The organism is Metabacillus bambusae (genome assembly GCF_017497975.1).
Classification (GTDB): domain Bacteria; phylum Bacillota; class Bacilli; order Bacillales; family Bacillaceae; genus Metabacillus; species Metabacillus bambusae.
In genome coordinates, this window is record NZ_JAGDEL010000001.1 from 487,769 (window position 1) to 509,337 (window position 21,569).

17 protein-coding genes are annotated in these 21,569 nt (G+C 36.1%); all 17 read right to left on the bottom strand.

Translation table 11 applies throughout. The annotated features are described in order from the left end of the window. The 17 genes from sigG to I7822_RS02315 all read right to left on the bottom strand — a co-directional run bounded on the left by sigG (position 1) and on the right by I7822_RS02315 (position 21,493). A complete protein-coding gene (gene sigG, locus I7822_RS02235; protein ID WP_185654080.1) occupies positions 1-822 on the bottom strand; it encodes an RNA polymerase sporulation sigma factor SigG in 822 nt (273 codons plus the stop codon). A gap of 101 nt (positions 823-923) precedes the next feature. Further along, positions 924-1,643, bottom strand: coding sequence for an RNA polymerase sporulation sigma factor SigE (sigE, locus tag I7822_RS02240; RefSeq protein ID WP_066335840.1), 720 nt, complete (start codon positions 1,641-1,643; stop codon positions 924-926). A 136-nt stretch (positions 1,644-1,779) separates the two neighbouring features. Next, positions 1,780-2,712 (bottom strand): sigma-E processing peptidase SpoIIGA, encoded by a 933-nt coding sequence (gene spoIIGA / locus I7822_RS02245; RefSeq protein ID WP_207975133.1) that lies wholly within the window; start codon positions 2,710-2,712, stop codon positions 1,780-1,782. Between the two features lie 773 nt (positions 2,713-3,485). After that, positions 3,486-4,628 carry a cell division protein FtsZ gene (ftsZ, locus tag I7822_RS02250; RefSeq protein WP_207975134.1) on the bottom strand — a complete coding sequence of 381 codons (1,143 nt, stop codon included), beginning with the start codon at positions 4,626-4,628 and terminating at the stop codon, positions 3,486-3,488. A gap of 41 nt (positions 4,629-4,669) precedes the next feature. Then, positions 4,670-5,956, bottom strand: coding sequence for a cell division protein FtsA (gene ftsA, locus I7822_RS02255; protein WP_207975135.1), 1,287 nt, complete (start codon positions 5,954-5,956; stop codon positions 4,670-4,672). A 168-nt stretch (positions 5,957-6,124) separates the two neighbouring features. Then, on the bottom strand, positions 6,125-6,487 hold the full coding sequence (locus I7822_RS02260; RefSeq protein WP_066335864.1) for a small basic family protein: 363 nt from the start codon (positions 6,485-6,487) through the stop codon (positions 6,125-6,127). A gap of 1 nt (position 6,488) precedes the next feature. Continuing rightward, positions 6,489-7,217, bottom strand: coding sequence for a DUF881 domain-containing protein (locus tag I7822_RS02265; protein ID WP_243459201.1), 729 nt, complete (start codon positions 7,215-7,217; stop codon positions 6,489-6,491). Positions 7,218-7,445: 228 nt separating this feature from the next. Continuing rightward, positions 7,446-8,150: a DUF881 domain-containing protein gene (locus tag I7822_RS02270; RefSeq protein ID WP_207975245.1), complete on the bottom strand. Its 705-nt coding sequence runs from the start codon at positions 8,148-8,150 to the stop codon at positions 7,446-7,448. Beyond that, entirely contained in the window at positions 8,140-8,928 is a 789-nt protein-coding gene (locus I7822_RS02275) for a cell division protein FtsQ/DivIB (RefSeq protein ID WP_207975136.1), read from the bottom strand. Before I7822_RS02275 ends, I7822_RS02270 begins: the two co-directional genes overlap by 11 nt. A gap of 306 nt (positions 8,929-9,234) precedes the next feature. Beyond that, positions 9,235-10,143, bottom strand: coding sequence for a UDP-N-acetylmuramate dehydrogenase (gene murB, locus I7822_RS02280; RefSeq protein WP_207975137.1), 909 nt, complete (start codon positions 10,141-10,143; stop codon positions 9,235-9,237). A 19-nt stretch (positions 10,144-10,162) separates the two neighbouring features. Beyond that, on the bottom strand, positions 10,163-11,257 hold the full coding sequence (gene murG, locus I7822_RS02285; protein WP_207975138.1) for an undecaprenyldiphospho-muramoylpentapeptide beta-N-acetylglucosaminyltransferase: 1,095 nt from the start codon (positions 11,255-11,257) through the stop codon (positions 10,163-10,165). 227 nt (positions 11,258-11,484) lie between these two features. Further along, positions 11,485-12,585, bottom strand: a complete 1,101-nt coding sequence (gene spoVE, locus I7822_RS02290; RefSeq protein WP_066335881.1) for a stage V sporulation protein E — start codon at positions 12,583-12,585, stop codon at positions 11,485-11,487. Positions 12,586-12,812: 227 nt separating this feature from the next. Beyond that, entirely contained in the window at positions 12,813-14,168 is a 1,356-nt protein-coding gene (murD, locus tag I7822_RS02295) for a UDP-N-acetylmuramoyl-L-alanine--D-glutamate ligase (RefSeq protein WP_207975139.1), read from the bottom strand. After that, positions 14,169-15,143 carry a phospho-N-acetylmuramoyl-pentapeptide-transferase gene (gene mraY / locus I7822_RS02300; protein WP_207975140.1) on the bottom strand — a complete coding sequence of 325 codons (975 nt, stop codon included), beginning with the start codon at positions 15,141-15,143 and terminating at the stop codon, positions 14,169-14,171. Positions 15,144-15,396: 253 nt separating this feature from the next. Further along, positions 15,397-16,866, bottom strand: coding sequence for a UDP-N-acetylmuramoyl-L-alanyl-D-glutamate--2,6-diaminopimelate ligase (locus I7822_RS02305; protein WP_207975141.1), 1,470 nt, complete (start codon positions 16,864-16,866; stop codon positions 15,397-15,399). A 326-nt stretch (positions 16,867-17,192) separates the two neighbouring features. Next, positions 17,193-19,136: a stage V sporulation protein D gene (locus tag I7822_RS02310; RefSeq protein ID WP_207975142.1), complete on the bottom strand. Its 1,944-nt coding sequence runs from the start codon at positions 19,134-19,136 to the stop codon at positions 17,193-17,195. A 167-nt stretch (positions 19,137-19,303) separates the two neighbouring features. Beyond that, on the bottom strand, positions 19,304-21,493 hold the full coding sequence (locus tag I7822_RS02315; protein ID WP_207975143.1) for a penicillin-binding protein: 2,190 nt from the start codon (positions 21,491-21,493) through the stop codon (positions 19,304-19,306). Positions 21,494-21,569: the final 76 nt, after the last annotated feature.

A 21,569-nucleotide genomic window follows, 5' to 3' on the forward strand; every position in this document is an offset into this window, starting at 1 on the left:
TTAGTTTTGAATATTTTTATTCATTTGTTTAATAGCAGCTTTTTCTAACCTAGATACTTGAGCTTGAGAAATTCCGATTTCTTCGGCAACTTCCATTTGTGTTTTTCCTTGAAAAAATCGTTTTCTAAGAATTAGCTTTTCACGACTATTTAGTCGTCTCATTCCTTCTTTTAAAGCTAATTCTTCAATCCATTGAATATCACGATTTTTTTCATCACTTAGCTGGTCCATAACAAAGATTGGATCTCCCCCATCATTATAGATAGGTTCAAATAATGAAACAGGATCTTGAATGGCATCAAGCGCAAAAACAATTTCTTCATGTGGAACCTCTAGCACCTTTGAGATTTCCTCAGCAGTTGGTTCTCTTGATGTCTCGCTCATAAGTCTTTCTCTAACCTGAAGAGCCTTATAAGCAATATCTCGAAGTGAACGGGAGACACGAATTGGATTGTTGTCCCTTAAATATCTACGAATTTCTCCGATGATCATTGGTACAGCATATGTTGAAAATTTGACATTCTGGCCTAAGTCAAAATTATCGATTGATTTCATTAATCCAATACAGCCAACTTGAAACAAATCGTCAACAAATTCTCCTCTGTTGTTAAATCGCTGGATTACACTGAGTACCAATCTTAAGTTGCCATTCACCAGCTCTTCTCTTGCTGATAAGTCTCCGCTTTGCATTTGCTTAAATAGCTCTCTCATTTTCTCGTTCTTAAGGACTGGAAGCTTTGAGGTATCTACTCCACAAATTTCGACTTTATTTCTTGTCACTTCTTTCCCTCCTAACAGGAGTTGCTGTACAGTGTTAAGTATCTCCTCGAGAGGAAAAAATATGCACAAGCTATTCGAGTTAGAAAGGGTAGAAATGCGAATTTTAATTGATACAATAAGGAAAAGTTAGGTTAAAAATTTTTTTAAACCATTTTATTGAATTCTTTTTGTAATCTTTTTATTATCCTTTTTTCTAACCTTGAAATATAAGATTGTGAGATGCCAAGCATGTCAGCAACATCTTTCTGTGTCTTTTCTTCACCACCTTGTAATCCAAAGCGAAGCTCCATTATCTGTTTTTCTCGATCATTAAGTTGTTGAAGAGCTTTCATTAATAATTTACGATCGACATTTGCTTCAAGGTCCTTTGTAATAATGTCATCTTCAGTTCCTAATACATCTGATAAAAGTAGTTCATTTCCATCCCAATCGATATTCAAAGGTTCATCAAAAGAAACCTCTGATCGCAATTTATTATTTCTTCGTAAATACATGAGAATTTCATTTTCGATACACCTAGAAGCATACGTAGCAAGCTTGATTTTCTTTTCCGGATTAAACGTATTAACAGCCTTTATTAAGCCAATTGTACCAATACTAATTAAATCCTCGATATTAATACCCGTATTTTCAAATTTACGAGCAATATAAACAACTAGGCGTAAGTTTCTTTCAATCAGAATCGCTCTAGCTGCCTGATCACCAGTAGGCAGCTTTTGTAAAAGTACTTCCTCTTCATCCTTTGAGAGAGGTGGTGGTAATGCTTCACTACCACCGATGTAATAAACCTCATCTGATTTGAGTCCTAGCTTGATTAATAGCTTATACCATAAGTAAGTAATGTGTAATTTTAACTTTTTCATTTTCCTCCCCCTTCATAGAAATGCGGAAGTGCCTTGCTTAAAGCGGTGGAAATAGACACAAAAACTAAGTAAAAAACTTATACTTTCTTAACTTCTAAAATAAAAGAATCAGAGTAAGATAGTAGAAAGTATACTTTTAAGATACGTGCCCGATTGATTGACCTTGAAGCATCTTTGGATGGACAATACATTCATATTCATCTTCAGAGGACAATTTCGTTCGATTCAAACCTACAATGGTTTTATGTACCTTAATTTTTTCGTTTTTCGTTTCTATCCACACTTCATCAGGTTTAAAGCCTAATAAAAATTGATGCTCACTCCCAACAACTCGATATGGTATTATTCTCACTCGATGTTCCCAAGGGTGACTTTCATCGCCACTCTCACTCATCGATTTCATCACATCATCTTGGATGGCTTGATTTACTAAAAGCTTTGGTATGTAGTTCTGAGCCTTCAAAGTATCAATAATCATAACGGGACTTCTTGTTATTGGATCAAAAAGCTGATTTCCACTATCAACCAACCCATTTAATGTAAACTGAGTTGACTCCACTCTTATCGTAACAGATACCAATTGATCGAAATGAATTTTTTTTGTCTCTAAACCTTCAAGGCGATTTCTTGAAAAGATCCATACAACTGGAAAACCGATAAGTACAAACAACCAGCTTATTGGGTGTCCGAATCCAGTTGAATTTGTCATTAAAATCCCATCCAAGTAACTCATTTCTGCTTGCAAAAAATAATGTGCACCGATCATCCCGCCACCTACCATAAAGGTGACAAAATAAAAGGTTAGCAAACTTTGAAAAAAATAACGAAATCGTTTAAAACCAAATGCTAGTAATACCATCATCATTGAAATGATCATTTTCCCTAATGGGTGTGTAGCGATGAAAGCTAATGGTGAAAACATCATTAGGACAATGCTTGAACCTAAAAGAGCTGATAGAAGTATTCGTAGTTTGAAAATTTTCCTTTTCAATGCAATGGCTGTTAATAAGAGCAGAAACAAATCAAAGGAAAAGTTTAAGAGCCAAATAACGTCTAAATAGATAGACATCTGTTACTCCTTTCCCTGTTATAAAAGCGCAAGCTCGCTTGATTATCCTCTTACATTAAAATTCTTTTGATCTTGAGGGGAGATAGACGCTATAGTTAGACACCCAAGCTAAGTCTAAAACCAGTTCTTCTAATCCTTTTAAAAAGCCCATTTAGAATCGCTCATATAAGAGGACCCGTTAGCATTTAGTATAAATCGTCATAGCCATGAAGTCTGTCACTTACTGCCGAGAAAATGTAAGTATTTTTGATAGATTATTAGAATTTTTGTCGAATCGTTTGGAAGGGAGTGAATGGAGATAAATATAGAAAACGTTAAAAATAGAATAAGGAAACTATTTTTAAGTGCGACTTAACTTTAAAAGGATATGTCAAGTAGTTTCACTAAGCTTGATGAGTAATCTACAATTTTGGAAATTACTTTTTTGTATGATTTTTGTACGAAGTAGTAGCTTTTTACATTTAATAAATATAACAATACATTTTTCCCCATCCTAATAAAAGGTACCCACCTTTAAATTGGAAAACTTAGCGCATTACACACATAACAAAAGTGCAAGCGCCTTGATCAGCCCCGACAAGCATAAGATGATTTAGAATAGAAGGCGTTTTTTGCCTTCAATTCTAAATTAGCTTATGACCTCGAGGGGCTAGGCGCTGGAGCTGGATGTCGTGCGCTTATCCACAGTTCAAGAATTTTTTAATTTCCTAAACGATAAAAAAAGAGTGCAATTCATCATTGAATTTGCACTCTTTTTGTTTATTCGTAATCGATTATCGACGTTTGTTACGATTTCTTAAAAATGTCGGAATATCTAACGCTTCATCCGCTTGTTGAACATTATTGCGAGATGTTGTTTCATGAATTGGTTCTTCACGCTTTATCTCACGTTTTGGTGCTGGGTTTGTACCTGTGTTACTACCACCAAATTGTCGCGTTTGTTGTTTTAAAGGGTTAACATCTTGTTCTGCAAATCCAGTTGCAATTACGGTTACAATGATTTCGTCCTTAAGGTTTTCATTAATAACAGATCCAAAGATCATGTTAACTTCCTGGTCTGAAGCAGATGCAACAATATCTGCTGCTTCTTGAACCTCATATAAGCTTAAATTGTTGCCACCAGTAATATTCATAAGAACACCTTGAGCACCATCAATTGATGTTTCAAGTAATGGACTTGAAATAGCTTTTTTAGCAGCCTCAGTAGCACGACTTTCTCCAGTAGCTACACCAATCCCCATTAGTGCAGAACCTCTATTAGACATAATTGTTTTTACATCCGCGAAGTCAAGATTAATAAGTCCTGGTTTAGCGATTAAGTCTGAAATACCTTGAACACCTTGACGTAATACGTTATCTGCTTCTCTGAAAGCTTCGAGCATTGGTGTATTTTTGTCAACGATCTCAAGTAATCGATCATTAGGGATTACAATAAGTGTATCAACAGATTCCTTCATTGATGAAATTCCACCTGCAGCTTGCATCGCACGTTTACGACCTTCAAACGTAAATGGTCTTGTAACAACACCAACTGTTAGCGCACCTAAATCCTTTGCAATTTGAGCGATTACTGGTGCTGCACCAGTTCCTGTTCCCCCGCCCATTCCAGCAGTAACGAATACCATATCAGCGCCTCGTAATGCTTCTTCAACCTGCTCTCTACTTTCTTCAGCAGCTTTTTTACCAACCTCTGGGTTTGCACCCGCTCCTAATCCACGAGTAAGCTTTGAACCGATTTGCATTTTAATTTCTGCTTTAGATAAATTTAATGCTTGTGCATCAGTGTTGACAGCAATAAATTCAACACCTTGAACACCATGCTCTATCATTCGATTAACAGCGTTATTACCACCGCCACCTACACCGATTACCTTGATGGTAGCTAAGCCGTCAATATTTGTATCAAACTCCAACATGCGAAATCCTCCTAATCCATCAAATAACTAATTGATGTGAACTATTCAAAGAAGTAACCAAAGAACTTCTTTACTTTGTTTACTTTTTTATCATCTGGTTGTTGCTTTTGTGTTGTACGTTGTTGCTGTGTTGGTTCCTTTGCAGCTGCTACTTCAACAGCATTCACTGAAACGTTAGAACCAATCTTTCTCCCTTGAATTTTAGCATTTTTATGTGCAAATTGTATTAAGCCTACACCAGTCATATATTGAGGTTCTCTCACCCCAATATAATCCGGACTAGCTATTCTTACACTGTTTTGAAGGACAGCTTGTCCTAATTCAAGGACTCCAGACATTCTAACAGTTCCACCAGTTAATACAAACCCACCTGGTAACTCACTGACACCAAGTCTTTTTAATTCATATAGAATTAGCTCATATATTTCTTCGAGTCTTGCTTCAATAATATCAGCTATTTCTAATTGATTAAAGTCTCGTTTTTGATCTGAACCAATAATAGAAGCTTCAAACACTTCATCTTCAGATGCATGATCGTAAAAAGCGTGTCCATATTTTACTTTAATTCGTTCGGCTTCATCTGTTGTTGTACGAAGACCGATTGATAAGTCCTTTGTAATATGTTCTCCACCAATTGGAAGAACAATCGTTGCAAAGAGGTGATTTTGCTCAAACACAGAAATGGTAGTAGATCCACCACCGATGTCAATAAGAGCTACTCCGAGATTTTTCTCATCCTTAGACAGCGCTACAGAACCAGCAGCTAGTGGTTGTAAACAAATATCAGTAATTTCTAAGCCAGCGCGTTCAACACATCGTAACAAATTATGTAATATCGTTTTAGAACCTGTAATAATTGTGCCTTCCATTTCCAAACGAACACCTAGCATTCCTCTAGGATCATTAATTTCATCTAATCCATCAACAATAAACTGTCTTGGGATCACATCGATTATTTCTCGTTCTGGAGGAATGGAAATTACTTGAGCTGCCTCGATTACTCTTCTTACATCTTCATTAGATATTTCACGATTTTCACTTGAGACCGCTACGACTCCATGGCAATCTTGCAAATGCACATGATTTCCTGTTACTCCTACTACTACTCTCTTTAAGGAGATTCCAACCATTCTTTCAGCTTGCTCAACCGCTTTTTTTATAGAATGAACTGTTTCATCTATATCAACTATAGATCCTTTTCTTAAACCTTCTGATTTTACATTACCTACACCTATAATGTTTAAAGCATCATTCGTCATTTCACCAATAATTACTTTAACACTGGATGTACCGATGTCAAGACTTACAAATAATTCATTGTTGTTCATTCTAAGGCACCTCCTTATCTATCAATACTTTCTATTCTATTCGTTGAAGAACAACATGACAATGAATCTAGTTTTACATGTTTGTAACAAAATTATTTTTTGAATATTTTCTTGATTTTGCCTTAATAGTGTTTATTCGTCAAATACTTGATATTCCCTTTTAAATATTCAATTTTTTTTCAACTTCCCTCTAGAAATAGACCATTTTGATATCAAAATTCTTCTAATAACCGCAATGTTTTGGAAAAGTCTTACACCAAATGCAAAGACAGCTACTAAGTATAAGTCTACACCAAGATGAACACCGAGAAAAGCTAAACTTGCAGCTAAAATTATGTTAAAGAAAAAACCTGAAACGAACACAGTTTCATCATAAATATCTTGAAGATGTGCTCGGATTCCACCTAACAATGTATCAAGTGCAGCTAGTATAGCAATTGATAAATAATTTGAGTACTCTGGGGGAATACGCATCTCTGATATCAATCCTAAAAAGACACCAAGAATAAGACCTAATATAGGAAGCCACATGTTATTTTCCCCCTTCTTCGATTTCTAATGGCTTCATATTCTTAACACGAATTGTATCTTCATATGCAGGGATTGTCATGCTATCAATCGGGTTAGAAATGGATAGACTCAAGTTATCAATCGCAAAATCTTCGTCAGTTGTCGAAGCGTTCATCCGATTATAGAGCTTATCAGCATTTTCTGAAATTACTTTAATCTCAATTGGGTATGTATGTAGGCTATAGTTGTCCATTTTCGTTTGTCCATTAATATCTCTTATCACTGTGGAATTAATTACTCGCCTTCCTTGAATCGAAATTTCTTCGGCATCATAAGAATTTAATTCATTAATTAAGCGTTTTAACAGTTCAGGCGAGATATTCGGTAACGGTTCACCAATTAATTCTTCAGAAAACAATCTGTTAATTGTAATGATAATGCCAGGTCCGGTAACTTCAGTTAGACCTGCTTCTTCTTTTAATACATTTAATGTTTCTTTTAAAGCTACTTCTGGATTTTGATTTTCTTCTGCTTTATATGTTTCGATAATTTCATTATACTTCCTTATTTCAGAAAGCAGTTCAACTTGCAATTGTTGCTCCTTTTTTAAGTCTTCCCTAAGTTGCCACATATCACGTGTATCTCGTACAATAGGTTCTTTTATTGTTTGAAATTGAATCGCAAGCATTAATCCAAATATCATCGTTAAAAAAGAAAAACTCATACCCTTTTTCCAATTCGTTTGCTTCAATACATCCACCTATCTGTCTTTACATGTATTCTTTATCTTTGGGCTCTTTTAACTTGGTTGTTGATTTCCATTGCATGCGTTCGCTTTTGTGTTTTGTGCACCTGTGGGTTCTTCCCTTGCACTCTCGCAGGAGTCTCCATATCGGTTCAAATCAACAAAGTGCCAATAAACTAGCGAGCTTTAACAAAGCCTATCTTTAAAGCATCAATTATGAGTATGTAGATATTCTTATGACTTGGTCTTCTGCTCTTGTAATAAAGGATCCATTTTAATTTCCTCATTTTTTTCAACTGTTACAACAATATGATCATAAGCTAATTGATCGATAACACCACCAGCAATATTCAATGCTGAGAGTAAGACATTAGGATCACCTATTGCAGAAATAACAAATGGAGCGGGAAATTGATTACCATCAACAGTTACAACAGGTCCATTGCAATAAATGTAGGAATCACTTGATAATCTTTGGCCATTAATGGAGATAGCATCTGCACCTGATATATAAAGTTCGTTAATAACATTAAATATATGACTCTCATGCACGATATAATTATTAACATTATCGCCTTCAGGTATATAAGATGCATCCTCTAACGTCACTTGCACTCCTTTTCCAACCACTGGTAGATCGCCCACATACATACGATATTTTTCTACATCTTCAACAAGATTATAATACACCTGCTTTTGATCTTTTAATGATTCTTCAATTTGCTTAACTTCTTCTTGTTTTGCATATAATTCCTTTTGTAAATCTCGATTTATTTCTTCATTGTTTATTAGTAAAGATCTTGTTTCATACTCTTTATCCCATTGTTCAGCAGATATTGTCCGATTTTGATTTCTTTCTTTTGTAAGCTGGTATGAGTAAGAAATTAAAAAACCTAAAACGAGGAGGACAAGGGATAAAATAACATAGCTACCCCTCAGTTTCATTTTCACTTTCATCCTCCTCCTCTGTCTGTAGCGGTTTATAGGATTCAAAGTAAGAGCCTACTTCTAAATGAATAACTCCTATGCTATTTTCATCAAGTTGACTAACAATAGAAGGGTATGCGTCCATTTTCTTTGAAAAAGTACGAACAGAAGCAATCACTTCATAACCATCATTCATATATAGTCGAACTAGCCAAGGATCGGTTTTCCCAGGAGTATGGTGGATCTCAGAGATCGAATTAAAAACGCCTGGTGATAGTTTTTTTAATTCACTAATCATAACCTGTATATCTTCATCGCGCTTCCAATCAATTAACACTGGAGCATCTGCAGGAGCTGTCTCCTTTTTATCCTTTAATACTTGTCCATTTTCAAGAATAGGTAAATAAGAACCATCCTTTTCAAGATAAGCAATACTATCATGTTCTTCAATAATTAAAACAATATCGTTAGGTAATTTTTTTTCTACCTTGACATCTTTTATTTGTAAAAGACTCTCAACAGCATTTGTGACTTGATCTGTATTGATACTCCAAAAACCAGATGAGGTGGTTATTCCACTCAATTCAATGATCTTTTCCGAATCAACCGTTTCATTTCCTATAACAGATATACTCGCAACCTTACTTAAGGGAGATTGAAAGTAGATTACAAGCAAAATCAAGAGAAAAAACACGGATAAAAATGAAATTAGTCTGCGGTTTGTTTTCTGTTTTCGTTGCTGTTGTAACTTTGGTATGCGGTCCTCTAACGAAACAACTTTTTTTTCCAATCATTTTCACCCCATCCTAGCAGACACTCTAGGCAATCTTTGATTCATTATTTTGACATTGTCTTTCATAGCACTCGTTTTGATTGCGGAAAAAAACAACTTACACATGGTTATTTTTTTTCGAAAACATACGAAAAGTCGCTATTTATTTTAAACGATAAAACAAACGGCATGTAAAATGCCGTTTGTTTTATCTAAAAAATCATTTTTAACAAACAAAATATATCATTTTAAACGTAACTCATTGACCAATGGATCTCTATGGTTATTATAACACAGGAAATGAAATTATTGGGAGGTTTGTGTCTAATTAAGACCTATTATTTCAACTTCTGTTTCCATCGATACATCATATTTTTCATAGATGGTTTTTTTGACGAAATCAATAAGATCTAACACATCTTGTGCTGTTGCTCCACCTGCATTTACGATAAAGTTTCCGTGCATTTCTGAGATTTTCGCACCACCGATTTGATAACCTTTCAAACCAGCGTCCTCCACTAATTGACCTGCATATTTCGGTAGGGGATTTCGAAAAATACTCCCTGCACACGGATAATTCCAAGGCTGAGTATCTCTTCTGTAATCTTTATTTTTTTGCATAACAGCGACAATATCTTCTTTTTCCCCTTTTTGCAATTTTAAAACCGCACCGATGCATATTCCGGGTCTTTCCTCTTGTAGAATAGAAGTCCTGTAGGAAAACTTCATTTCTTCATTTGTTAACCATTCCAAAGTACCATCTTCAAACAAAATATGTGCTTTAACAAGAATTTTTGAAATATCAGCTCCGTGTGCTCCAGCATTCATGTACACAGCACCACCAATTGATCCTGGTATTCCACTAGAAAATTCTAAACCTGATAAACCTTTTTTACTAATAATTGTTGCAAGTTTTATGATGGAATATCCACCGCCAACAGTAAGGGTTTCTCCATTTAATTCAAAATCATCCATTCCTAAACCAAGCTTAATAACCACACCCTCAATTCCCTGGTCTGCAACGAGAAGATTTGAACCTCTGCCAATTGCTCTCCACTTTGCATTATGTTTTTTAATGATGCGGAAAGCTTTAGTTAGGTCTTCACTGTTGCTAGGTTCAATAAAAATTTCTGCCGGGCCACCAATTTTCATAGTTGTATGCTTTGCTAACGGTTCATTCTCAAGGACTTTTCCGATATTCGCTTCAATTAAATCTTTATATAGAGTAGACATAACGACCTCCTAAATCCGTTTATTTCTTTGAAATTTCCTTCATTACTTGATAAACTCGCGAAGCAGCATCTGGAATTCCCAATTCTTTCGATGCTCTTTTCATTTCAGTTAATTTCATATCGTTTAGTAAAATTTCTTCAATTTTTGATAGTAATAAGCTTCCATTTAACTCTTGTTCTCGAAGCATAATTGCTGCATCATTATCACTTAAAGAGCTAGCATTTTTTTCTTGATGGTTAGCTGTTACATATGGACTAGGAATTAATATACTCGGTAATCCTAATGCTGTTATTTCTGCTAATGATGTCGCGCCCGCTCTAGAGACAATTAAATCAACAGCTGATAAAACCTCTGGCATGTTGTGGATAAACGGTTTAATGATGACATTTGAAGAATCCTTTAATGACCTCATTTCCTCCATTACTTTATCATAATGGACCTCCCCAGTGACATAAACGACCTGATATGGCTTATTTGTAAGTGCCGGTATCATTTGTAATACAGCTTCATTAATTGCTTTTGCCCCACGGCTTCCGCCAAAAATTAACACTGTTTTAAGATTGTCTTTTAGACCTAATGAACGTCTCCCTTTTTCTGGGTCTTGACCTAAAACTTCTGAAGCTCGTGGATTACCTGTTAATACTACTTTATGCTCTGGAAAATACTTTTTTGCATCTTCAAAACAGATTGCAATTTTATTGACATAACGAGCTAAAAATTTATTTGTTATACCTGGTAGGCTATTTTGTTCATGAATAACTGTCGGAATGTTAAGTTTAGATGCTGCATATACAACAGGACCGCATACATAACCTCCAGTCCCAATGACAACATCTGGCTTGAAATCCTTTAAATATTTTTTACTAACTGAGACACCCTTTAAAAACCGCGTTACTGTTTTTACATTTTCAAATGAAAGCTTACGTTTAAAGCCCGTAATTTCAATTGCTTTAAAGTCAATTTCTGCCCGCTCTACAATGCCTTTTTCTAACCCATTTTCAGTTCCTATATATAAAAATTCAACATGAGAATTATGTTTCTTTATTTCATTTATTAATGCAAGCGCAGGATAAATATGCCCGCCTGTTCCTCCACCACTAACAACTACTTTCATGATAACTCCCCCAATTTAATGGAATTTTTTTAGTATGAACAACGCTTGACGCCAATGCTTTTCATATGTAAACGTGATTAAGGCTGACTATGAAGGTATTAACTAAAGGCATAGATATTAGCCTAAAGTCTGTCTCTTCGCTATCGTCAGCCTGATTATGTCATTATTAAGTGAACTCATCCATGAATGTTTCTTGGATAAATGATAAACCCTAGGTGATTCTGAATTTAAAATTTTGAATACCTACTTACATTTAATAATACTCCAATCGCCATTAACATTAAGGTAAGCGATGATCCCCCATAGCTTAGGAACGGCAACGTAATCCCAGTAACTGGCATTAGCCCTGTTACAACCCCCACATTGATCATAACTTGAATTGCGACCATTGTGATAATTCCGATTGCTAAAAAGCTTCCATATAAGTCAGGAGCACCAAGCGCAATTCTTACTCCCCGCCAAAGGAGCAAGCCAAAAAGTAACAGTACGAGAGACCCTCCGATAAACCCTAGTTCTTCAGCTAAGATCGCAAAGATAAAATCAGTTTGTGGTTCTGGCAGGTAGAAAAACTTCTGTCTACTTTGCCCAAGACCTAAACCAAATAATCCACCAGGTCCTATTGCATACAAAGACTGGATGATTTGAAAACCACTACCTAGTGGATCTTCCCAAGGATCTAAAAATGAGGTAATCCGTTTAATCCGATATGGAGCAGATAATACTAGTGCAACAAATCCTGCTACACCTAATAGTCCGAGCCAGACAAAATGAATGACTCTTGCCCCTGATACGAAAATCATAACGATACAGGTTCCAACCATAACTGTTCCTGTACCTAAATCAGGTTGCAACATAATGATACCAAACGCAGTAAAAACAAGTCCTAAGGAAGGCACTAGCCCTTTTTTAAAGGAAGTGATTTTCTTTTGGTTTTCCGACAAAAATTTTGCTAAAAAAGCGATCATCGCCAGTTTCATAAACTCAGAAGGTTGGATCGAAAATGCACCGACACCAATCCAGCTTCTTGATCCATTTCGCTCCATGCCAATTCCTGGGATCAGTACGGCAATTAAGAGAAAAAAGCAAATAATGATTAACATTTTCGCCCACGATCTCCACGTCCAATAATCAACATTCATTAAGAAGAACATTGCGATGACACCAACCCCGGCAAATAAAAGCTGACGCTTAGCAAAAAAGAAAGAATCATCGAATTTATACGTCGCCCATACCGCACTAGCACTGTATACCATAATGAGACCGATTGTTAAAAGAAGCAACGTAAGGATAACTAATATAAAGTCTGGTGTAGACCTTTTTGCTGTCAACGCCGAACACCCCTGTACCTTTTATTTAAGGGCTGTAAGAAAAGCACAAGACGCCCGTAGTCAGCGAATCTTAAGACGAGCCGTCTAGGAAGGTTGTCTTTAACCTTTTTGACGGATTGCCTAATAAACTCACGCTGATTGCGTCTGAAGCTTGACACCAAAACTAAGTACAAAACTTCTAAAAACTAGACCGAAAATTCATTGTCTAGAAAAGATTGTACAAGCCCTTACTTAAGCTTATGCACGGCATTAATAAAAATGTCTCCTCTTTCCTCAAAAGTTTTGTACTGGTCCCAGCTTGCACATGCTGGAGATAAAAGAATGACATCTTCTTCTTCGGAAATTTCAAACGCCGCAGATACTGCTTGTTCCACATTATCGACACGTTTGATGACTTCTATTCCACTTTCATTTGCTATTCTTTCTAACTTTGGTGCAGTTTCCCCAAAGAGAACCATTGCTTTCACGTTATCCAAGTAAGGCTTCAGTTCATCAAATTCATTTCCGCGGTCAAGACCACCTGCTAGTAAAATAGTCGGCATAGAAAACGCCTGAAGTGCTTTACTAGTAGCTAGAATATTTGTTGCCTTTGAATCATTATAAAAACGGCGGTTATCAATTGTATCAACAAATTGAAGTCTGTGTTTTACACCTGTAAAGGATGTAAGAACCTTTTTAATTGATTCATTTGAAACACCTTTTAATTTGACGGCTGAAACAGCAGCTAATATATTTTCTAGATTATGAACACCTGGTAAAACGATATCTTTTAATAAAATTACGCGTTCATTTTTATACCAAATACTTTTATCCTTGATATATGTACCACTCTCGAGTTCTCTCGTTGCCGAGAAAAATAGTTTCTCTGCATGGGATTTTTCTGAACGCTCACAAACTTCCTGATCATCTAAATTTATTATTGATACATCAGAACCAGATTGATTCTGATAAATTTTTCCCTTTGCAAAAACGTATTCATCTTTTGTTCCATGATAATCTAAATGCGCATCAAAAATATTTAAAATAATGGCAATAGCAGGTTTAAATTCAATTGTTCCTAATAGTTGAAAGGATGACAATTCCATCACAATAACATTGTCGCTTGTAGCATTCTGTGCAACTTCACATGCAACTATCCCAATATTCCCTGCAATTAAAGGTTGTTTTTGATCTTCTTTAAGCATTTCATAAATTAATGTTGTTGTTGTTGTTTTACCGTTTGAACCAGTAATAGCAATAATATCTGCTTCTGATATTTTATATGCTAACTCCACCTCTGTAATAATTGGGAGATTTTGTTCAACAGCAAGAGCTACCAAAGGGTTTGAATATGGTATTCCAGGATTTTTCACGACTAAATCAATCGCCTTATCCTTTATTAATGAAAGTGGATGATCTCCACAAACAACTTGAACCCCAAGATCTCTTAACTCTTGAACCGCTGGATCTGTATCAGTTGCTCTCAAATCGTTTACTGTTACATTTGCACCAAGCTGATGTAATAATTTAGCGGACGCTAAGCCGCTTTTTGCTAACCCTATAACTAATACCTCTTTATGTAAATAATCACTAATCTTTTTCACTTACAACCACACCTCGATATAGATTCCAAGCACTGCGAAGACAAGCCCAATTGTCCAGAACGTAACAACTACTCGCCATTCTGACCATCCAACTAATTCGTAGTGATGATGCAGTGGGCTCATTTTGAATACTCTTTTACCTGTTGTTTTAAATGATATAACCTGAATGATAACCGATAATGTCTCAATGACGAACACACCACCAATTAAAACAAGCAATATTTCTAACTTTGTTAAAATTGCAATCGTTACGATAGCACCACCTAGAGCAAGTGAACCAGTATCCCCCATAAATACCTTAGCAGGATGTGCATTGAATACTAAAAATCCAAGCACTGCACCAACTACCGCAACTGAAAAAATCGCAACATCATATTGAGATTGATTCCATGCTAATACGGCAAATGCCCCAAACGCTACTGCAGAAGTTCCAGATAATAAACCATCTAATCCATCCGTTAGGTTAACTGCATTTGATCCACCTACTAGCATAAAGATGACAAGTACAACATAGCCCCAGCCTAAATCAAACGAAAGTGAGGTACCAGGTACACCAATCTCTGTTGAAAATCCATATTGTGTAAAGATAATATAGAAGATGACTGCAATAATCACCTGGCCTAGTAATTTTTGTCTTGAGGTTAATCCTAGGTTTCTTTTCATGACAACCTTAATAAAATCATCTAAAAATCCTAGTAATCCGTAACCAACTGTTACAAACAGTAATAAATACATCTCAACACTTAGTTGTGAATATTTCCCTGTCATCACAATTGTTGTAATGATGATCGAAAATATGATCAGCACTCCACCCATAGTAGGAGTTCCTGATTTCTTTTGATGTGATTTAGGTCCTTCTTCTCTAATGCTCTGTCCGAACTTTAATCTCCTAAGAAAAGGAATAATGATGGGAGATAGTAGTACACTTATTAAGAATCCCATTACGAGTGTAATTAATATAACCTGCTCTAGCATGTAAGCTCCCCCCCATCTTTATTCGTTTTTCCCAAAATCACGTATAGGTAATTTACGAGAATATCATATGAGCTATTTTCTTTTATATGTTTATCAAATCTAAAATCATTCATTTTATCAACTTCTCTTTCTATCCTTTGTTACCTATTCTATGAAGGAAATGGGGCCTGAACTACTTCATTTTATTCATACTGTCATTCCATTTCATAAATAGATTAGTTTTCTTGAGTATAAAGCACCAGGTATAGTTTTTTTAGTAATATCGATTATTGATCGCCTTTAATGCAATTTCTTTATCATCAAAATCGAATGTTTCATTACCAATAATTTGGTATGTTTCATGACCTTTCCCTGCAATTAAGATGACATCGCCCTTTTTAGCATGCTCAATTGCAAAGTGAATTGCCTTTTCACGATTAGAAATCAAATGATAATGTTCTCCACTAACGCCAGCTTCCATATCTTGAAGAATCATGGATGGATCTTCACTCCTCGGATTATCAGATGTGAAGATTGGCTCATCACTATATTCTGTAGCAATTTTCGCCATAAGCGGTCTTTTCGTCTTATCTCTATCCCCACCACAGCCAACAACACAAAAGATCTTACCTTCTGCAAATTGCTTTATCGTTTGTAAAACATTTTCTAAACTATCTGGAGTATGTGCGTAGTCAACGATAACTGTAAAATCTTGACCTCCATCAACGAGTTCAAAACGCCCTCTAACACCCTCCATTGCTTCAATCGCTTGGATAATTGTATCTATGTCAATTGATGAAGCTAAACAAGCTGACACTGATGCTAGAACGTTATAAATACTAAATTTCCCAACCATATTGATTGTTACTTTTTTTGTACCTACTGGTGTAACCAAGTCAAATTCTGTACCTTTTGACGTCATATTAATTTTTTTTGCCATCACATCAGCACAGGTTTCAATTCCATACGTTAAAATTTTTGCAGCAGTCATTTTTATAAATTCTTCTGATGCCTCTTCATCGGCATTTAAGACGGCAATCTTTACATCTTCATGATCAAAACGATTACCTAATTGAGCAAAGAGAAGGCCTTTAGCATACTTATAAGATTCCATCGTCTTATGATAATCTAGATGGTCCTGGGTTAAATTTGTAAAGACTGCAACATTGAAATCACATCCGTGAATTCTTCCTATATGAAGTGCATGAGAGGAAACCTCCATTATCGCATGTGTTACCTCTTTCTCTCTCATATCATGGAACGTTTTTTGAAGTGTCAAGCTTTCTGGAGTCGTGTTTTTTACATGTTTTAACTCATCTGCTATTTTTATGTACATGGTCCCAATTAACCCTGTTTTTTTATTTGCTACATTAAGTATTTTTTCAATAATATGTGTCGTTGTCGTCTTTCCATTCGTACCAGTAACACCAATAAGATGCATATTATGTGTAGGCTGACCATAATAAATATCCGCCAGCACAGCCATTGCTCTTTTTGAATCTTTCACTAAAACTACTGGAATTTGTAAATCATCTAATGGTCTTTCAGCAAGAATCGCCACCGCTCCACTTTCTTGAGCTTTTCTAGCATAGTCATGACCATCAACTGTATAACCGTTAATACAAATAAATAAGCTTCCCTTCTTAATTTCCCTAGAGTCCATCTCAATTGATGTGATCATCGGGTTTTCTTTTGTATCAATTTCATGTTCGTGTAAATATGTAAGCAATTCGTTTAATTTCATTATTGTTCCTACTTTCACCACAAGGTCTATGCACGTTTAATTGAATGTAGAAAAGAACCATTAACTTAGGTTACCCTTCATTCAACTTTATAAAGGAAACGGGCTATTTACCAAAGCTTTTTGATTGATTGAAGCATATATAGAATGTTCTCCGTACTTATTTTATCTTACTTATAAAAAAAGAGCCATCCTTCGTTTCATTTTCTTTTGAAAAAACGAGTCTATATTTAAAAGTTTTATTATTTAGAATATTAATGCTTGAAAAATGAAAAACATAAAGAAAGCGTGACATCTCGTATCAAGCGAATGTCATGCTTTCTTGCCAATTATTCTTTATCCTCAATTTTCTTATCACTTTCACCTAAATAAACACGCAATGTCGATCCTTCTTTCACTTTTACACCAACATCTGGGGATTGCTGCACAACAACATCTCCTTCTCCTGCTACATCAAGCTTCAAATTAACCAACTGCTCTGATAGTTCTTGTTTAGTCAACCCTAAAATATTCGGTATTTCGACTAATTTTGTGTCCAGCCATTTATATTCCTTTTCAATTTGTTCCTTTCTAGGTTTTACACCTAGCTCTGGTAATGCATCACGCATAATATTACCTACAATTGGAGCAGCAACAGTACCCCCGAATTGGACCGTGCCTTTTGGATTATCAACTGCTACATAGACAACAATTTGCGGATCGTCAGCAGGAGCAAATCCAATAAATGAAACGATATGGTTATTCTCCATATATCTTCCATCTTTAACCTTTTGGGCTGTACCTGTTTTTCCACCAACACGATAGCCATCTACATATGCATTTCGCCCTGTCCCAAGTGCAACAACACTTTCAAGTGCATAACGTATTTCTTTCGATGTTTCTTCAGAAATGACTCGTTTCTTCGCTTCTGGAGTTTGTCTACTTAACACTTCATTTGTTATAGGATCTACCCATTCCTTCGCAATATATGGTGTGTATAATATTCCACCATTTACTGCAGCTGATACAGCCGCTACCTGTTGAATTGGGGTAACAGATACCCCTTGTCCGAATGCGGTTGTCGCAAGCTCTACAGGGCCAACTTTTTCCGGATTAAACAAAATCCCTCTACCTTCACCCTGTAAGTCAATACCTGTTTTTTGCCCAAAGCCAAAGTCTTTAATGTACTTAAAGAGTGTTTCTTCTCCAAGCCGTTGTCCTAGTTCAACGAAGCCAGGGTTACAGGAATTTTGAACGACTTCTAGAAATGTTTGGTGACCATGTCCCCCTCTTTTCCAGCATCGTAATCTTGCACCATCAACCTCGACAGATCCACTATCATTAAACGTGTCTTTTTCAAGATTCACCTTTTCTTCTTCGAGTGCTGCCGCTAGCGTAATAATTTTGAATGTAGACCCAGGTTCGTACGTACTCCAAACAGGTAAGTTCCGATTGTATACTGTTGAATCCACTTCCTGGAATTTAGCAGGATCAAAATCTGGCCGACTTGACATCGCTAAAATTTCGCCATTATTAGGATTCATTGCAATGGCTATTATGCCATCAGGATTATACGTTGCCTGCACATTATCTAATTCACGCTCAATAATTGTTTGGACTCGAGTATCAATCGTAAGCTTTAAATTGTTGCCATCAACTGGTGCTGTATAGTCATCCGCTTCACCTGGCATTCTTTGACCTTTTGCATCTGAGAAGAATTTCACATACCCTTTTTCGCCTTTTAACTGCTTATCATAATAGGACTCTAAACCTAATAAACCTTGGTTATCAATCCCAGCAAAGCCAAGAACATGTGATAAATAGCTACCGAACGGATAGTAGCGCTTGGAATCCTCAGCTATGTAAACCCCTTTTAAATTTAATTCTCTTACTTCATTTGCCTTTGCATGAGATATTTTTCTTCCTTCAGGATTAATCCATTCAATCGATTCTTTCTTAGTGATATGTTTATATGCCTTTTCCTCCGACATATTTAACACAGCTGCCAGCTTTTTAGCGGTATCTGCAGGATTTTCAATTTGTCTTGGGACAACATATATGGTAGGAGCACTCATATTTGTAGCAAGTTCAACACCGTTACGATCTAAAATTTCCCCACGCTCAGGCTCAAACGGTATATTTCTGCTCCATAGATCTTTTGCACCAGAAGTTAATGAAGATCCAAGAAAAAATTGAACATACCCTAGACGTATATCAATCACTAAAAAAATTAACAAACCGAATAGCAATGTTAAAGCAAGACGCTTTCTAACGGTCACATTTGAAACACGCATATCCTTTACTCCCCCTTGTCTAGGCTCGTTCAAATATATGCTTGTACGACGGGAGATAGAACAATAGAAATAAAGGAAACTCTGGTGATTTATGTCTCAAAAATACTCACAATTTCTAAAAAAAACAAGGATTGACCTTATAGTAGGTCAATCCTTAAAATTACCATTTAGTCCTCTTCTTTTTCTTCAGTTTGTTTCTTAACTTCAGTTGTCTTTAAAGTTACGGATAATACATCCCCTTTTTTCAATACACTATCCTTCTTTATACTTTGCTTCGCAACATAGCCAGAGCCTTCGGATTTAACTGATAAATCTATCAGATTACCCAATTTCATTACATCTCGCTTGGACCAACCTGTCATATTTGGCATTTTTACACTTTCAGAAGCTTGCAGCAACACTTTCTCATTTACGATGATAGGTGTTTCTACCTCTGGGTATTGAGCGATAATCTCTTGTCCGCTACCAAGAATGATCGGCTCTAGCCCTAATTCCTCTAACTGGTGTTCTGCTTCAGTAGGCTTCATACCTACCAGTGAAGGAAGCTTGATTCCTTCCTCTACTGTTTTACTTTTATCTGTATTTTCCATTTCTTCTGTTGGATCAATTTGCATATACTGTAAGCTGTTCTTCATGACAGTATTGAAAATCATTGATACAGGAACTGATCCAGCTTTCCCTTCTAATTTCGGCTTTTGGACTGCCACATAAACGATTAATTCAGGATCATCTTTTGGAGCCATTCCTAAAAATGAAAAGACATGATTATCATTTCCTGATAAGTACCCACCTGATGGTGAATAAATTTGGGCAGTTCCTGTTTTTCCAGCAACTTTATATCCTTCGATGCGAAATGGCTTTCCTGTCCCCTTTTCAGAGCTAACTACGGTTTCTAATATATCTAATACTTCTTTTGATGTTTTTTCTGAAATAGGCTGACCTACAGCTTTAGGTTTCGTTTCTTTCACAACAGTATCGTCATCTGGATTAACGATTTTTTCTATCACATATGGTTTCATCATTTTTCCATTATTTGCAATCGCAGTAGCAGCCTGGATTTGCTGAATCGGCGTAACTGCTGAAGCTTGCCCAAATGCAGTTGTTACTTTATCACGATGCATTTCATAGTTTATTTTACTAGTAGCTTCATTTGGAAGATCAATTCCAGTTTTTGATGTGAACCCAAATTTATTTAAATATTGATATAAGCGGTCGACTCCTAGTAGCTTATCAGCAATAATTGAAAACGCCACGTTTGAGGAGCGCTGAACTCCTTCGTTATAGGTAATCGGTCCCCATCCACGTCCACTGTTATGGTCATTTATATCTGGTCCTTCTACATCGTAAGATCCTGACTGGTACATAGCATTCCCGTTATAAACGCCTTCTTCAATGGCCGCAGCAAGTGTAAAGACTTTCATTGTTGAACCAGGTTCAAAGGCATAAGAAATCACATCATTAGTATAAGATGTAATATTCCTTAGATTTGGATCAAAACTCGGTCGTTGAGCCATCGCTAAGATTTTCCCTGTTTTTGGATCAGCAACAACACCTATGATTTTCTCTGGTGAGAATTCATCAACAACTTGATTCATTGAGTCTTCTAGAAAGGTTTGAATCTTTTGATCAATTGTTAAATAAACATCTTTGCCATTTGTCGGAGCAATGATCTCGTCATTACTATTTGGCAACTTCCAGTTATAATGATCCTCTTCGTATTTTACATAGCCATCTTCTTCATGTAGGTATTTCTCAAGGGTTTTTTCAAGCCCCATCATTCCTACTGTTTCGCCAGTGTCCTCTTGTTTTTGAGCATACCCTATTAAATGAGAAGCAAATAAACCATTAGGATAAAACCGCTGTGTATCCCGTATAAACGAAATACCCGGAAGCTCTAATTTAGCTATTTCTTCTTTCAGTGTATGACTTATATCTCGACCTGCTGCTCCAAATTCAACTTGATCTGAATCCTTTGAAAGAATCTCTTCCACTTTACTTACTTCCATTTCAATTAATGGAGCAAGCTTTTGAGCAGTTTCCTGTATATCAACCACATGCTGTGGTTTTTTTGGATTAGTTGTCATTTTGTCATCAAGAATAGCGACAAGCTTATATGAGGCTTTATCCTCAGCTATAACTTCACCTTTGTTATCTAGTATTTTCCCTCGTTCAGCTTCAATTGTTCGTTGACTTTCATATAATTCCTCTGCTTTTGCCGCAAGGGCTTCCCCATGGACAGTTCCAGTTGCTTGTATGTAAAAAAAGCGGATAAAAATTGTAAAAAAGAGCAGTGCAAATAGTAACGATAGTAATGCTGCCCCTCGGTTCATATTTGTATTTTTCTGTGTTAGCTTCATAAGGACCTCCTACTCGTGTGTTTATTTTACCACATAGAAACAATCGAGTGATGAAAAAAAGCTGGCTACACATTTA

Excerpts from the sequence above, each read along its gene's own strand:
- ftsA (WP_207975135.1), bottom strand. The coding sequence starts at position 5,956 with ATGAACAACAATGAATTATTTGTAAGTCTTGACATCGGTACATCCAGT.
- I7822_RS02260 (WP_066335864.1), bottom strand. The coding sequence starts at position 6,487 with ATGTGGCTTCCTATATTAGGTCTTATTCTTGGTGTCTTTTTAGGATTG.
- I7822_RS02310 (WP_207975142.1), bottom strand. The coding sequence starts at position 19,136 with ATGCGTGTTTCAAATGTGACCGTTAGAAAGCGTCTTGCTTTAACATTG.
- sigE (WP_066335840.1), bottom strand. The coding sequence starts at position 1,643 with ATGAAAAAGTTAAAATTACACATTACTTACTTATGGTATAAGCTATTA.
- murG (WP_207975138.1), bottom strand. The coding sequence starts at position 11,257 with ATGAAAGTAGTTGTTAGTGGTGGAGGAACAGGCGGGCATATTTATCCT.
- I7822_RS02315 (WP_207975143.1), bottom strand. The coding sequence starts at position 21,493 with ATGAAGCTAACACAGAAAAATACAAATATGAACCGAGGGGCAGCATTA.
- I7822_RS02305 (WP_207975141.1), bottom strand. The coding sequence starts at position 16,866 with ATGAAATTAAACGAATTGCTTACATATTTACACGAACATGAAATTGAT.
- mraY (WP_207975140.1), bottom strand. The coding sequence starts at position 15,143 with ATGCTAGAGCAGGTTATATTAATTACACTCGTAATGGGATTCTTAATA.
- murB (WP_207975137.1), bottom strand. The coding sequence starts at position 10,143 with ATGTCTACTCTATATAAAGATTTAATTGAAGCGAATATCGGAAAAGTC.
- ftsZ (WP_207975134.1), bottom strand. The coding sequence starts at position 4,628 with ATGTTGGAGTTTGATACAAATATTGACGGCTTAGCTACCATCAAGGTA.
- spoIIGA (WP_207975133.1), bottom strand. The coding sequence starts at position 2,712 with ATGTCTATCTATTTAGACGTTATTTGGCTCTTAAACTTTTCCTTTGAT.